This window comes from Bacillus sp. IT-79MI2 (assembly GCF_949768135.1).
Taxonomy (GTDB): Bacteria; Bacillota; Bacilli; order Bacillales; family Bacillaceae_G; genus Bacillus_A; species Bacillus_A pseudomycoides.
Genome location: NZ_CATKPV010000044.1, coordinates 129,014 through 144,417 on the forward strand (window position 1 = coordinate 129,014; position 15,404 = coordinate 144,417).

11 protein-coding genes and 1 pseudogene are annotated in these 15,404 nt (G+C 36.6%); 9 read left to right on the forward strand and 3 right to left on the reverse strand.

Annotation, left to right across the window (positions count from 1 at the left end; all coding sequences use genetic code 11):
• Window positions 1-113: 113 nt before the first annotated feature.
• Window positions 114-434, forward strand: a pseudogene (locus tag ACM6HU_RS03395) (recombinase family protein); the annotation flags it as partial.
• A 207-nt stretch (window positions 435-641) separates the two neighbouring features.
• Here ACM6HU_RS03395 and ACM6HU_RS03400 read toward each other — a convergent pair.
• Together ACM6HU_RS03400 and ACM6HU_RS03405 are read right to left on the reverse strand one after the other, a co-directional pair.
• Window positions 642-1,154, reverse strand: a complete 513-nt coding sequence (locus tag ACM6HU_RS03400; RefSeq protein ID WP_275857919.1) for a ferritin — start codon at window positions 1,152-1,154, stop codon at window positions 642-644.
• A gap of 185 nt (window positions 1,155-1,339) precedes the next feature.
• Window positions 1,340-2,737, reverse strand: a complete 1,398-nt coding sequence (locus tag ACM6HU_RS03405) for a sigma-54 interaction domain-containing protein (protein ID WP_275857918.1) — start codon at window positions 2,735-2,737, stop codon at window positions 1,340-1,342.
• A 202-nt stretch (window positions 2,738-2,939) separates the two neighbouring features.
• Here ACM6HU_RS03405 and ACM6HU_RS03410 point away from each other — a divergent pair, with 202 nt between their 5' ends.
• The 6 genes from ACM6HU_RS03410 (at window position 2,940) to ACM6HU_RS03435 (ending at window position 7,812) form a co-directional block, all read left to right on the forward strand.
• Complete coding sequence (locus tag ACM6HU_RS03410; protein ID WP_275857917.1) at window positions 2,940-3,944, forward strand: proline racemase family protein; 1,005 nt, start codon at window positions 2,940-2,942, stop codon at window positions 3,942-3,944.
• A 366-nt stretch (window positions 3,945-4,310) separates the two neighbouring features.
• Complete coding sequence (locus tag ACM6HU_RS03415) at window positions 4,311-5,060, forward strand: plasmid pRiA4b ORF-3 family protein (protein ID WP_016113312.1); 750 nt, start codon at window positions 4,311-4,313, stop codon at window positions 5,058-5,060.
• A gap of 4 nt (window positions 5,061-5,064) precedes the next feature.
• Entirely contained in the window at window positions 5,065-6,396 is a 1,332-nt protein-coding gene (locus ACM6HU_RS03420; RefSeq protein ID WP_275857916.1) for a hypothetical protein, read from the forward strand.
• A gap of 35 nt (window positions 6,397-6,431) precedes the next feature.
• The gene (locus tag ACM6HU_RS03425; RefSeq protein ID WP_414847991.1) at window positions 6,432-6,608 is read left to right on the forward strand and encodes a hypothetical protein; all 177 of its coding nucleotides are present in this window, start codon (window positions 6,432-6,434) and stop codon (window positions 6,606-6,608) included.
• 219 nt (window positions 6,609-6,827) lie between these two features.
• Window positions 6,828-7,319, forward strand: a complete 492-nt coding sequence (locus ACM6HU_RS03430; RefSeq protein ID WP_016113314.1) for a hypothetical protein — start codon at window positions 6,828-6,830, stop codon at window positions 7,317-7,319.
• Window positions 7,320-7,428: 109 nt separating this feature from the next.
• Window positions 7,429-7,812, forward strand: coding sequence for a hypothetical protein (locus tag ACM6HU_RS03435; RefSeq protein ID WP_044880845.1), 384 nt, complete (start codon window positions 7,429-7,431; stop codon window positions 7,810-7,812).
• A 668-nt stretch (window positions 7,813-8,480) separates the two neighbouring features.
• Here ACM6HU_RS03435 and ACM6HU_RS03440 read toward each other — a convergent pair.
• Entirely contained in the window at window positions 8,481-9,827 is a 1,347-nt protein-coding gene (locus tag ACM6HU_RS03440) for an MFS transporter (RefSeq protein ID WP_016113316.1), read from the reverse strand.
• Window positions 9,828-10,309: 482 nt separating this feature from the next.
• Here ACM6HU_RS03440 and ACM6HU_RS03445 point away from each other — a divergent pair, with 482 nt between their 5' ends.
• Complete coding sequence (locus ACM6HU_RS03445; protein WP_016113317.1) at window positions 10,310-12,859, forward strand: MrcB family domain-containing protein; 2,550 nt, start codon at window positions 10,310-10,312, stop codon at window positions 12,857-12,859.
• Window positions 12,834-15,305, forward strand: a complete 2,472-nt coding sequence (locus ACM6HU_RS03450) for a DUF2357 domain-containing protein (protein WP_414847994.1) — start codon at window positions 12,834-12,836, stop codon at window positions 15,303-15,305. Before ACM6HU_RS03445 ends, ACM6HU_RS03450 begins: the two co-directional genes overlap by 26 nt.
• The last annotated feature ends 99 nt before the right edge of the window (window positions 15,306-15,404 follow it).

Below are 15,404 nucleotides of genomic sequence, written 5' to 3' on the forward strand. Positions count from 1 at the left end.
GGTTTGAAAGACTTGTATCAATAGAGTGTACTCTATTGATATAAGTGAAGTAGACTGAAAAAATCATAGTTAGGAGTGTCTCATAAGACTTGTATCAAAAATGAGGTGATATTTTGCGGAAAATCGGTTATATACGTGTCAGTTCTACTAGCCAGAATCCTTCAAGACAATTTCAGCAACTGAACGAAATCGGAATGGATATTATTTTTGAAGAAAAAGTTTCTGGAGCAACAAAGGATCGCGAACAACTCCAAAAAATGTTAGAGGATTTACAGGAAGATGACATTATTTATGTTACAGACTTAACTCGAATCACTCGCAGTACACAAGATTTATTTGAGTTAATCGATTGCATACGGAGAAAAAAGGCCAGTTTAAAATCATTAAAGGATACCTGGTTAAATTTATCAGAAGATAATCCATACAGCCAATACTTTTTCAAAAAAGCGTTTGGCTGTTATGGTATCTCTTGATGTATTTAAACAGTATTATGTTCCATTAATAATTCTAGCGAGGGTTTTATGTCAAAATATTGATGATACTCCATATACACATTCTTCAATTGGCTTAAATTAGTTTTGCATGCATCTTTAGGCATGAAGTTTGAGTCATTTCCAATGTTCAAAAGAAAGATTTGATTTTTATCCGTTTGCTTCTACTGCTCCACCGTTCTTCCTTTGTCCCAACTCTTGATCTAATAACAATAAAGCAGCTGGATTATCCTTTGCTATTTTTAACCGTTCTACTATAGTTAAGGTTTGATTTTCCTCTTCAATTTGTTCCCTTAAAAAAGCTAGAATAATAATCAGGGTTTGAGAATCTACTTGAGTAATATAATCATAAGCTTGCCGGTATGCGTTTGTTACAAAACGTTCATGTTCTAACGCCTTCTCAAAAGTTTCTAGTGGTGTACCAAAATCTGCAGATTGTGCTGGTATTGCAAGTATTTGTACGATTCCATCTTTTCCTGCTAAGTAATCAATAAGCTTCAACATATGTTTTCGCTCTTCGTCCGACTGAAGCTTTAGCCAATGTGCCATACCAGTATAGTTTTTACGATTCGCATCGGCAGACATGGCTAAATAGATGGAAGACGATAAATTTTCGAGTTGAATTAAATTATTAAGCAGCTTTTGAACTTCTTCCTTAATCATTTGAATCACACCTTTTAGTTATTTGTCACAAAGTATCTTATGAAACTATTTTTTATACGGTTAATAACTAAGGTTTCTATTTGATTAGGTATCCCCGTAGTCCCTCCGGTCTCAGCTAATAGAAGTTACTCAGTTATTCCATAAAAGGGCGCTTTAATAAAGCCTATGATTCGGGGGTTAATATATTAAATATCCGTTTTATCAAAAGTAATCTCATACTTCTTCATCTTCTTATACAAATTAGCGCGCGACATTCCTAATTTTTTTGCCGCAACGCTTTTATTCCCATAAGTCTTTTGCAAAGTTTGAAGAATGCGTGTTTTCTCAAGACTTTCTCTTTCATCAGTGAGTGAGGGCATAGCTTGGTTAACAGGTGGTGAAAAAGATTTTGCTTGCGGCAGTAGCTTGAGAATGTCTGATTCGTATATTTCGCTGCCTTCATGAAGAACGATCAGTCTTTCTATGATATTACGTAACTCGCGGATGTTACCTGGCCAAGAATATTTATTTAATCGTTCAGTTGCCTCTTGATGAACGAAAGGGGTTGGTTTGTTATATTTGAAAGAAAATTCTCTGAAGAAATGATGAGCTAAGTAGGAAATATCGTCCGTTCGTTCCCGAAGTGGAGGGATGCAGACAGTAAATACGTTGAGTCGATAAAATAAATCAGATCGGAAGGTTCCATTTAATACCATATCTTCTAATATGCGATTTGTTGCGGCGATAATTCTGACGTCGATTTTCTTAGCTGTTTGTCCTCCGATTCGATAAATCTCTTTTTCTTGTAACGCTCTAAGTAGTTTCACTTGCATATCAAGTGGGAGTTCACCTACTTCATCTAGAAATAAAGTACCTCCGTCTGCTAACTCTATTTTTCCAGGTTTGCCTCCTTTAGCGGCTCCGGTATATGCTCCTGATTCATAACCAAATAACTCGCTCTCAAACAAAGCATTAGGAATGGCACCGCAATTAATCGGAATAAATGCTTTCTTACTTCTCAAACTTGCCTCGTGGATCGCTTGTGCAAAAAGCTCTTTTCCAACACCGCTTTCCCCAGTAATCAAAATGGTCGCATCTGTCTTCGCTACTTTTTTCATGTCATGAATGATGTGCTGGATTGCCAAGTTATTTCCTTTTATATTGCTGAAGGGATCGTCTCTATTATTTTGAATCATTTGTTGTTTTAATTGCTGTAATTCTTCAGATGTAGAGGATAACTTTTCATTTAATTTAATCGTAGCGGTAATATCTTTTTCTACAGACATAGAGCCAATTAGTTCATTGCTTTCATTATAAATGGGAGTTGTACTAATCAATACATGCTTATCTGGGCGCGGGAGGTGATAAATATCCCGAACAGGTTGCTGACTCTCAAGAACTTTTAGGTTCATAATATCTTCTTTTAAGAAAAATTCCTGAACATTTCTTCCGATAATATCTTCCTTCTTTATGTTATACATTTTTTCTGCTGCTTCATTCCAATACAGCATGACGCCTTTCGTATTTACAATAGAAATCGCTTCTTCTACAGAAGAGAGAAGTGTATGCAATGTAGGAATCGCAAAGGTATCAGATTGTTTCATAACATATCCCCCAATGATTTTAAATCGTATACAAAAGTAGACACTCGTAGACAGATTTGTTGCTAAAAGGATACAACTTTTTTGAAACAATGTAAATGAAATTGATTGAATGTTAATAATATTAGGCTAATTTTCGTTTGGCACGATACTTGCTAATAAAAAAGCAAGACACTTTTAAAATACAAACACGGAGGAGATAGAAATGAAGATTAGCAAAATATACACAACAATTGATGCACACGTAGCGGGGGAACCATTACGTATTATTACAGGCGGAGTGCCGGAGATAAAAGGGGAAACGCAATTAGAAAGAAGAGCTTATTGTATGGAACACTTGGACCATCTTCGCGAAGTTTTGATGTATGAACCGAGAGGGCATCATGGGATGTATGGTTGTATCATTACGCCGCCGGCAAGTCCTCATGCTGATTTTGGGGTATTGTTTATGCATAATGAAGGCTGGAGTACAATGTGCGGCCATGGAATTGTTGCGGTCGTCACAGTAGGAATTGAAACTGGCATGTTCGAAGTGACAGGCGAAAAACAAAAATTCATTATTGATAGCCCGGCAGGAGAGGTGATTGCGTACGCAACATATAGTGGAAACCAAGTAGAATCCGTATCATTTGAAAATGTTCCTTCTTTTGTTTACAAAAAAGATGTTCCTATAAAAATTGATGGCTATGAATTTCAAGTAGATATTGCTTTTGGAGGAGCATTTTATGCTGTTGTCGACAGTAAAGAATTCGGTTTAAAAGTGAATTTTAAAGATTTACCTACCATTCAAACGTGGGGCGGGAAAATTAAACATCACATTGAAAGTCAAATGGAAGTAAAGCATCCTCTTGAAGAAGATTTAAAAGGAATATATGGCGTTATCTTTTCCGATGAACCAAATGAAAAAGATGCAACGTTACGAAATGTGACCATTTTTGCTGATGGGCAAGTAGATCGTTCTCCTTGTGGAACAGGCACTTCCGCAAGACTTGCAACTCTTTTTGAAAAGGGTGCTTTGCAGAAGGGAGAAAGTTTCATCCATGAATGTATCACTGACGGACAATTTATCGGAGAAGTATTGTCCGTGACAAAAATAGATGAGTACGAGGCAATTGTTCCAAAAGTGACTGGTCAGGCATTTATTACAGGATTCCATCAATTTGTAATGGATCCGAGAGATCCGTTAAAGCGGGGGTTTTTATTGGTTTAATGTTTTATGAAGAGGTTGCCTGTTGGGGTGGCCTCTTTTTTATTTGGGGTTGGGGGGCGGAATTTGTCGGCTGGTCGATATGTTGCGTCGAATCTCTGATATATTGGATAGAATGTTCGATATCATTTTATTTAGATGAATATAAATTGTAATCCAACAATTTAGCTTTGAAGGAAAAGTAGAGTGGCATATGGAACAAAATAAACATGGTGAAATATGCTATTATTTTCATATAAAAGTGCGCAAAAAAGATACCGTGGCAAGAGTGGAAGTGGTGTATCTGGTGGAGAGTTCATGATGGCTATATATTTTGTGTATTGTTTATAATGACTTTTATAAGCTATGAAAAAAAGAAGGTGTTTCAATATGTTGATAAACAAAATCGTATTAGATCTGATTGGGGAAATTAAAAAAACTGATCTTTGGAGAGTAATGCCTCCTGCTGAAAAGGAACGTTTAGAAGAAATTATAAAGTTTGTCGGTGGACAAGATATAGATAAAGTAAGAGAGGGAAAGCCTGTGAAACCCGCTATCTATCAATTTAAAGTTACATTAAAGGGAATTCGCCCACCGATTTGGAGAAGATTTCTGATCGATAATCAAATGACATTTGTAGAGTTACATGACATTATTCAAATTGTAATGGGATGGCAAAATTCTCATTTATATCGTTTTGACACTGGAGATGCGTATGTTGAAATCCAAGACGATTCATTTGATTTCTTCCCACCTTCTGTTGAAACATACGATGCACAAGAAACACAGGTAGGAGAATTAATAACAGAAGAAAAACAAAAATGTGTATATACATATGACTTCGGTGATGATTGGGATCACCAGCTAGTACTAGAGGAAATATTACCAATTGATGAGAAGATTACTGTTCCTACATGTCAAAAAGGAAAGCGCGCGTGTCCACCTGAAGATTGCGGAGGCATTTACATGTATAACGAAATCCAAGCAGCATTAAAAGGTGAAGGTGAGCTAGACGAAGGAATGGAAGAATGGCTCGGAGAATTTGATCCAGAGGAATTTGATTTGGCGTTTGTTAATGGGGTTTTGGAGATGTATGCTGCTGGGGAAGTAATATATGGTGGAAATGATGAGGGAGAGTGAGGGTATGGCGCAAGCTGTCTCATTACAAGATTTGTGTAAGGAATTAGAGAAAGAAGAATTGATTGCATTAGTGAAGCATTTGGCAGATCAGTATATGGATATTGATATGGCTGTAATGGAATGGTATGCATTACAGAAGGGAACTGAAAAGAAAGAACCTGTATCAAATAAGCTACTTTGGGAATATTGGGACAGAGCAGAAGCGATTATTAGTGACTTTAACGATTACGGCGGTGAACCTGAACATCTTGAATATGATGTTTATGAATATTTGGAGAAAATGACGGACGTATTATCTCAGTATTCGATTTCTACTGAAGAGAAAAAGTTACTCATTAATAGAGTGTTTACGCAATATGCAATCGGTAATTCTGGATTTGATGATGTGCTAACGGACAAAATCTATGAAATATGTGAGTCTGATTCGGATTGGAGGCATGTGGTTCAGTTACTTCAAAAACACCCTAGTGATTGGAATCGAACGCTTATTATGCGCATTTATAAAGATCAATTACAAGATGGAGAAGCGTATTTAGAGTTGCGCTTACAATCTTTAAAATATGGGATGGACTATTGGGATTTAGTAACATATTACCTGTCACAAAGTCAAATCGATCAAGCAGTTGAGGTAGCAGAAGCAGGAGTAGAGAACGGACAAGGTAGACAAACAGAATTATTCGCATTTCTATTTGATTACTATGCGGAGCAAGAGAAACTGAATCAATTGCAAGCTTTAATAGACCGTGCTTTCCAGAAGCAATCAGATATTGACCTAATACGTGACCGCGCATTTATATACTTTAAACAGAAGAATGATTATGAAGAGGGAAAAAACATTTTAATACGAGCATTTCGCACGGATTATCGCGGTAAAAGCCATGCTGAAGACTTCCATTTCATGAAAGAGCACCTTTCAGCTGAAGATTGGGCAGAAGTACAAGATGAGATGATAGGAATTGTTCAAAAAGAAAGTACAAAGGATTACTTGGAAATTTGTTATGACAGTGAAATGTATGAGGAGATATTAGAAGTCATTTTAGATACTAGAAGAATAGCGTTTGAATCTCCCTATACAAACTTTGATGACTTGGCAGATAAACTCATAGACAAGTACCCGAGGGAAATTATTGAATACTATTGGATCAAAGGCTGTCTTCTTATCCAAAACGGCAATCGCAAACGCTACAAGCAAGCTATAAAACACTTCAAAAAAGTAAAAGATATTTACGAAACGAAACTACAAGAACAAGACGTATGGAAAAAACGTCTAGAAGCACTAAAAATACAGCATAAAACGAAGCGAGCATTGTTAGATGAGCTGAGAGTAATTGAATGAATGAAGGAGCTATTTCAGTTTGAAATAGCTCTTTTTTGTGTTTAGAGTCGCGAATTTTGTCGTTTGGCCGATATATGGTGAGAAATGGTCGATATATTTGGAAAAGCGCTGATATATTTGAAGGAACGGTCGATATCGTTTTATTGATTATGATGGCTATGCGAATGTATGTTCTTTTTGAGGCGTTTTGTAGTACAATTGAAGACAGATGATAGGGAAGAAAATCTTACTGCAAGAAAAATATATAATCTATTAAAATTGGACTAGGCATAGTTATAAATGATACGTCTACTCCGCGAACATAAATGATTACAGCCAGGTTTACCATAACTTCATATAGAACATGCCTCCATGTAGATTGAATCCCGATCATAAGTAAGGAACAGAAATATAATGTTTAAAATTCCAAAAAATGAAAGAGGATGATTGTAATGGGAGAAAAAGCAATCGATTTGCTTCTTTCTCATATGATTATGGATGCTATAGACGAGCATGTCGCTTTTAAATGGGAACCTATAAAAGAACCGTGTATCAATTCGTATACGGGAAGAGTAAGCTATGATTATTCTGGGGAAGCCAAGAAAATGACAAAAGAGGATCTAAAAGAGATTGAAAAGACATTGGGGGGAAATAATGTTTCCGTTAATTTTGATTCTAAATTGGCCGAGCTGTTAGGTACAATTCATATTAATAGCTGGACTGCCACTTATACATCAAACTTCGGAAAACATTGGATCAGTTTTAGAGATTTAGTTGAGGAAAAGTATAATGAATGGAAGCATGCTAACTTTGAATTGTCTGATGAAGAAGGTGAGGAAATAAACGAAGAGTTAGCAGAAGAGCTAGATGATTTGTTTTTTTCCTTTTTACGGGATACTTCTCATGAAATTTATTTAGCTAAGCTGTTGAAAAAAATGGAATAATTATATGTTGAAAGCCCGGCAATAGCTCTTTGGTACCATTCATTATATACGACGGGTAGGTTTGTGTGCAGTTTTACAAGAATGAGTGTAACTAACTATTTTGTTGCCCTTGCTTCGTGCAGGGAGAATAGAAGTAAATCCGAATTTAGAACAAGGCCATCGTCATATGGCATTAAAGATGATTAAGTTAGTAGGTTTAGATAAAGAACCGTCGGATAATCCAAATGTCAATGCAGAGCAAAAGGATAGAAGATGGAGAGAAAGAAGAGATGCATGGCAAGTAGCAGAGAGCGCTCTAGATCGTTTGAAACGAAATGATTCTATAGACTTTAGAGAACAAATAGTTGAAACGGCGATAGCGAGAGGGTATTTTTCTATTTGGATGAGTGTTTTTATAAATGATTTAGAGATGTTAAAACTACTCCTGAGAGGCTTTATAGGTACTGCTATTGAATGTTATGATGACAATGGTAACTATTTAAAAAGGGATTAAGATGCGTTTTAAAATATATTGTAACTGTATGAAATAGGCCCCTTTTGCTTATATCTTTATCTAATAATAGCTCCAAAAACTTCATTGTTAAAGTAAATGATCAAAACTTATTAGTAAATAAAATTGGAAGCTATGAAGGTTCTATATTTCAAGTATTCAAAAACACAGGCACAAACAGTTTTTGAGTACATACGGATGGAGATTGGAGCATTACAATAGAAATAGGAAACAAGTAGAAGGAGATTCCTTTAACTGTATTAGGGCCTCATATACGATGTTTTCATAAAACCAGACAGGCCATGATTATTTATTTCGTGGCCTGTTCTGTTTTACAATCCCTTTGTGGCATTATGATTTTTAGGATTTTTTAATTTTGGAAAATTTAAAGAGTGGATTCGTAGTTTTTTGGAAGATGAGTTATTATAGGTAGGGTTTAGAGTGTTTTGTGAAGTGAGAAGAGAGTACCTCTTAATGATAGAAAGATAAGCGGAATTCCAACTTTTCAGCCGAAAGTTGGAGTTTTTTTATTCAATATACTGATGTTTATTACTTCTACATTACTGCTAGAAAATGTAAACAATCAAGAAAGATTTCTTAACTTAAAAATCCCTTGATAAACAAGGGGTTTTTAAGCTGAATTATCGTTTTAAAATAGCTATTTATGACATTTAAGAGTGCCTTGAACCAGAGTTGCGAGTAGCTAGCGTATTTTCATCGTCTAGCTCAGCTTCGATGTGAGAGGTTTTCGATGACTCAGCCATACGCCAATAAGTGATGAAGCTGATGGCAATACAACCAGCTACATAGAAGTAGAAAAGCGACTCGTGTCCAATGCTCTTCAACCATAACGCAATGAACTCCGCCGTCCCGCCGAATACCGCAACAGTGATTGCGTAGGGGAATCCCACGCCAAGGGCACGGATTTCAGTTGGGAAGAGCTCGGCTTTCACGATCGCATTGATGGAAGTATAACCGGTAACAATAATGAGACCTACCATCATAAGCAAGAAAGCAACGATAGGGTACTTCGTCTGCTCCATGATTAGGAACAGTGGTACTGTCAGTAAAGTTCCGAGGATGCCGAAACCAATCAATAGCGGACGTCGTCCAATCCGATCGGACAACATACCAGCGAGTGGTTGGAGTACGACAAATACCAAGAGGGCAATAAAGTTAATCCAACTAACAACTTCCTTAGGAAGACCTACAGTATTCACCATGAACTTCTGCAAATACGTCGTGTAAGTATAGAAAGCAACAGTTCCACCAAGCGTTAGCCCGACTACTGTCAGCACTGCCTTAGGGTGTTTCATTAAAGCCCGAATGGTTCCAGCGTTCTCCCGGCTTTCAGAACCCATTTTTGAGAATTGCTCCGATTCATCCATCGTGCGACGCAGCCACAATACAGCTACTGCTCCCATTGCTCCGATAATGAAAGGAATACGCCAGCCCCAAGATTTCATATCCGGTTCGCTGAGTATTTGCTGGAGGACAATCTGAACGCCTAGTGCTACCAGCTGTCCAGCAACGAGTGTTACATACTGGAAGCTTGAGTAGAAACCGCGGCGGCCGCTGCTGGCCATCTCGGACAGGTATGTAGCCGAAGTTCCATATTCTCCACCTAACGACAACCCCTGAAGCAGACGTGCGAGAACTAGAATAATAGGGGCCAGTATACCAATGGTGCTATAACCTGGAGTACAAGCAATGATCAGAGAACCACCGGCCATGATGGTGATAGAAAGCGTCAGTGCAGCCCGGCGGCCGTGACGATCAGCATAACGGCCCATCAGTAGGCTTCCTAGCGGGCGCATCAAGAAGCCTACGGCAAAGATTGCTGCCGTGTTAAGCAGTTGACTGGTCGAGTCTCCCTTGGGGAAGAACTCTGCTGAGAAATACACGGCGAAAGCAGAATAGACGTACCAGTCGTACCATTCAATCAGATTTCCAACTGAACCTTTGAAGATGTTTCCTGTAATGCGCCTTGTATTGGCGCGATTGGTGGATTGAGACATGATTAAACCCTCCTTTGAACAAAGTTTGTTTTCTACATTTGAAAACTATTGGGTATGTGCACACTCTAGTTTCATGCCAGCGTTGGTCTTTGCTAATCCATCGACCTCCCTATTCAATTGAAGTAATTTGAAAAGCATCATTATGGATTAAGTATGAAAGCGTATAAATATAAATAAATTATATATATTTATCTGAAAATTCTCAATATAATGGGGATTAATTCTCTTTTTAGGTAAGCAAAGTGTTTGGAATCAATCTGGCGGAGTTTGAGTTTTTTTGTATGAAAATAAAGAGAAAGTTGTAAATGTTTTAATTGATAAGTGAATTGATGTGGCGACACTGGCCTTGTTAGAAGGGGGAAGAACAATACAAAGTAGGAAGAAATGTTATTCACTCATATGTTATAGCGTATCATTTTTCTTTTATATATAGTTTGTTAAAATAGTAGTAATTGTAATTAATTGTAACTGCGGAGGTAAAAATGTTAGAGAAACTTATAATTGAAATTGCTAAAATAACTAATCAAGTTAATGATATAAATACTAATAAATCTTATTTGATTATAAAGACAGATGATAAAGGGCTATACGTTGAAACAGAACTTTTACGTGAGAAGTACAAAAGGGGAGAAGAATTACAGCCATATTTTATGATAACTTTTGAGCTTTTTCAGCAAGCTTGGCAAGATTTTATAAAAGTCCGCACAGCAACTGCTGAAGATTTTTTGCAAGCAAACGGACAGAGTGCTTTTTTGATGGCTTTCTTTGCACAACTTCCTTTTGTGAAAGTTACAACACTTAACAATACAAAAGTCATTACATTCAAGGAATTTCAAACGGATGATTTACCATGTGAGCAATACGAGAAAGTGGTGACGTTTTTAGAAGAGATAATGAATGGTACATATGATCCTAAGAAGTTGCATCAGCAAATGGGTGGGAATTCATATAGAGTTAAATCTGGGGGACGTCAAGATTTGAGATTATTAGGGTTTTTAGATGAATATCATGAAATTCATATGAAACTATTAAATGAATATATTCAATCAAAAAATAGGGATGCTTTTATTCAAAAGTTAGCTTTAGAGCAAGAATATTTTCGAATTGCCCTATTTGTACTTGAGATTTTAGTGAACGCTTCAAAGTCTGAAAAGAAAGAGGCTTTAGTGAATTTAGGAATGACGATTGTCCGAAATTCACTAGGGGATAATTTAATGCTTGAGTCAGTAGCCAAGAAACGTACTCATAACTTGTTAATGTGGCTTGAAAAGATAGGGTTAATTAACGATAGCTGGGTTCCAGTTGAACAATATTTAGAAGAGAATAGTAAAGAGGACGATATGATGAATAGTAACTTACGTGAAAAGTTTTTAACTGTTATGCATGAATATTTAAAAGCGAGAACAGAAAAATTTGCAGGTCATAAACTTGGTTCAGTTGTTCGAAATGAAATAACAACGGAGATAACTCGTTTATCTTTTATCGATCATAATCAGTACGTTGTTACGGGCTCAGTTGGACAAGGGAATTGGGCCGCTGTGCCATGGCTTGCTATCATGAATAAAGACATTACGACATCGACGCAGCGAGGGTATTATATCGTTTATTTATTTAGCGAAGATATGAAGCAATTATATTTAACGCTAGCGCAAGGAGTAACTGAAACTTCTAAAGAAGAAATGGAAGAAATTAAACAAGAAATCCGTCAACATATACATATGTCTACAAAAGTGAAAAAAGATGATGGGATTTTCCTGGGTACAAGTCCAAAAGCAAAAGGCTATGCAAATTCAACAGCGGCATACATTGTATATGATGGTAATCAAATGCCAAGTGAAGCAGAATTAGTGGAAGATTTAAAAGAAATGCTTAGCTATTATGAGGGATACATTTCCTTTAGAGAGAAAGGGAATAATCGTGCAATGATTTACGAGCAGCAAAAAGAAATGGATTTGAATGGGAAGGAAATTGTAGATCATGTATCTTCTTATATGAAAAGCAAAGGTTTCTATTACGATAAGCAAGATATTATTAACTTTTTCCTTTCTTTAAAAACGAAGCCTTTTGTTATTTTGTCTGGTATTTCAGGGACAGGAAAAACAAAAATTGTTCAGTGGTTCGCTGAAAGTTTAGGGGCAACTGAGGAAAATGGACAGTTCACGTTGATTCCTGTGCGGCCTGATTGGAGTGATAGTTCGGATTTACTTGGCTATGTGAATATTAAAGGGGAATTTCAAGAAAGACCGTTAATTCAAGTTCTTGAAAAAGCAGCAGAGAATCCGGACAAGCCTTATTTTGTTGTGCTTGATGAGATGAATTTAGCACGTGTAGAGTACTATTTCAGTGATTTTCTAAGTGTTATTGAAAGCCGAAAATGGGAAGGGAGAGAGATTGTTACATCGGCGGTTCTTCCTGAATCGATTGTTGGGAAACGAATTACGATTCCGTCAAATGTGTACGTTATTGGAACTGTCAATATGGATGAAACAACACATCCGTTAAGTAAAAAAGTACTGGATCGTGCGAATACGATTGAATTTAATCAAGTGAAGTTAGATTCCTTTGAGTTTTTAATGGATGCAGAAGAAGTGCAGGCAAAGCGTGTTTCTAATAATTCCTTGACAGCCACGTTTCTTCATTTAAAAGAATGTTTTCAGCTCAATAAAGATCTCGTGAAGAAAGTATCTCATATTTTAATTGAAATCAATGAAATTCTTGAACTGATTGGAGCACAAGTGGGGTACCGGATACGTGACGAAATTTGCTTTTACATGGCTTACAATGAAAAAAGTGAACTATTATCGTTTGATGAGGCGTTAGACTATCAGATGTATCAAAAGATCTTACCGCGTATTGCAGGAAGTGATAGACGGACAGAAGAGGCATTAAAGAAATTATATACGCTATGTACAAATCAAGAGTTTGATAACGAAGATGCTATGTCTTATGCGAAGTATCCTCGTTCTGCTAAGAAGTTGTCTCATATGTTAAGGAGGTTCGAGTATGATGGCTTCACCTCTTTCTGGATCTAATAGTGATATAGAACTAGTTAAGATTGAAACAGCGAATTTGTCATTGACGATCAAAGGGAATCCCTATCATGAAAAATATGAGAATTTAAAAAAACATCAATCAATTGGTTCAGATGAAATGATGCATTTTCATGTGTCTGGAGAAGTAGAATCTATCTTGGTATATGATGCTCGGTTACAAAAGCTTAGTGAATTAGCCGAGCACCCTCCTATCTTTTTTGAGAATAGGAGTTATCAGCTTGTAGTTGTTCCTAAAAATAATCAGGAATTGTCTTTTCACCATGAACATCCATCTCTTCGAAAGGCAATTAGCTCTACGCAAATGGGCTCATTGAAACTATTAATGGGGAATCTCTCATTTCCAAATGAAGTAGGTTATACAACATTTGAAATTCAGGATGATAAAAAATCTCTATTAACAGTCACATTAGAGATTTATCCATCGAAGCTCGATTACAAAGATGACTATCGAGCGTTATTGGAAGAAGTGAATGATGAAATTTATAATTTGGCATTTCATTTATTGAAAAGGACTTACTTAGGAGCATCAACAATCTATGCTACAAACCCATCTAAGAGTGAATTTTACCGTATTTTAAATGATTCGTTTCATAGATTTATGAAGGCAATTTCTCATATTAAGAGGCAACCGCACCATACACTTATTACGCGTCATCAGCTCGTACAAGGAGAAAAAATTCGTAGGCTAGATTCTGTTGGGATGAATTACTTACGGAAAAGGCCGCACTTGTTTCAAGGGGTAGAGGCAAATATGGTTCCATCTAAAGGAATCACAGCGTATAAGGAAGTATCCTACGATACATTGGAAAATCGTTTTATTAAATGGATGATTCAGAGAGTGGTACATAAAATCGATGGTTTACTTACATCTTTGGAAAAGGATTCTGGATTTAAGAGTTTACCAATTGATGACGGTCTTATTCAAAACGTAAGAAAAATGAAATCTCGAATGAAAAATGAGTTGAATGATCCATTTTGGAATGGGATCGGAAAACTGGATCGTTCCGTCTTTTCACTTGTCATTCAAATGGCATCTGGTTATAGGGATGCGTATCAAATTTTTCTAATGTTATCGAGAGGTCTAACACTAAGAGGACAGATCTTCAAAATGTCTGTTAAAGATGTCGCAAGATTGTATGAATATTGGACGTACTTAAAGCTTGGACAAATTCTATCTAAAAAGTACGTAACGGTGGATCAAGATGTTATTAAAGTTCGGCAAGATGGACTATATGTGACGCTGGATGAAAGCAAAACTGCAAAAAGAACATTTCGGCACCCTGAAACAGATGAAGTGATCGAGCTTTATTTTCAAAAGAGAAATAACGCATTACCAACTGTCACGCAAAAGCCAGATACAATGCTTGCTATTGAGAAGAAAGGGAAAACTTATCAATATCAATATGTTTTTGACGCTAAATATCGAATCGATTTTGCTAAAAGTGATTCCCATTATAAAAGACAGTATGGAACGCCGGGTCCAATGGAAGAAGACATTAACACGATGCACCGATATCGAGATGCGTTAGTAGTAGATCAAGGGGGACCATTTGAGAGAACCGCCTATGGAGCTTATGTATTATTCCCATGGAATCAAGAGGAAGAATATGAGCACCATCCTTTTTATAAAAGCATTGAAAAAGTAAACATCGGTGGATTTCCATTTTTACCAAACGCAACCAGACTAGTAGAACAATTTCTCGATCATCTCATCGAAAAAAGCGCAGAAGAGATTATAAGAGAAGGAATTCTCCCAAGAGGAACAAAAGAAGAATGGAAATCTTCTTTAGACGAAAAGGTATTAGTCGGTAGTGTGAAAAGCGAAAAAGATTATGAAACATATATGAAAGAAGGCTTCTATCAAATTCCTGTTTCACAATTAAAACCAGGCTGGCAAGAAGTGAAATACATAGCCTTATATTTACCGAAAAAATGGTATGGGGAAAACGGTGGTATTCAACGTGTGGCAACAATTAAAGATATTCACATAAACAGGGAGAATCCATTATCCAGCGATGAAACAAATGATTGTGTTTATTTCGAACTAGAGCCATGGAAAAAGCTCGATCATCTCATTCGTCCAGTAGGGTATGGAATTCAGACATATATGCTAACAAGTATGTCACTATTAAAAGAAGTACAAGAGCTTCCGGAATTATTTATGAAGTCAAAAGAAGAACGTGTACTTTGGAAAACGCTGCGTCGATTTACAAAGCAGGTGAAGGTTGAGTTGGCTCACTCTAATTTGGATGAGGCGTCTTCTATTAGGAGTTATTCTATTCAAGATGTTCAGATCAGGATTGATTATGAGCAGGAGAATGTGATGGTTGGAAAAGGAGATGTGTTTAAAGAGTTGTCTTTGGATTTGGTTGTTAGGAATTCCTCGGTGTTGTTTAGGGGAGTTCTGGAACTATTAAGTAAATAGGGAGAAGAGGGGATTTATATGGGAAATAAATATATGAATGAAGAACAAGTAAAAAATACTGTTATAGTTCCGTATTTCGAAAAAATGGGGTTCTTGACA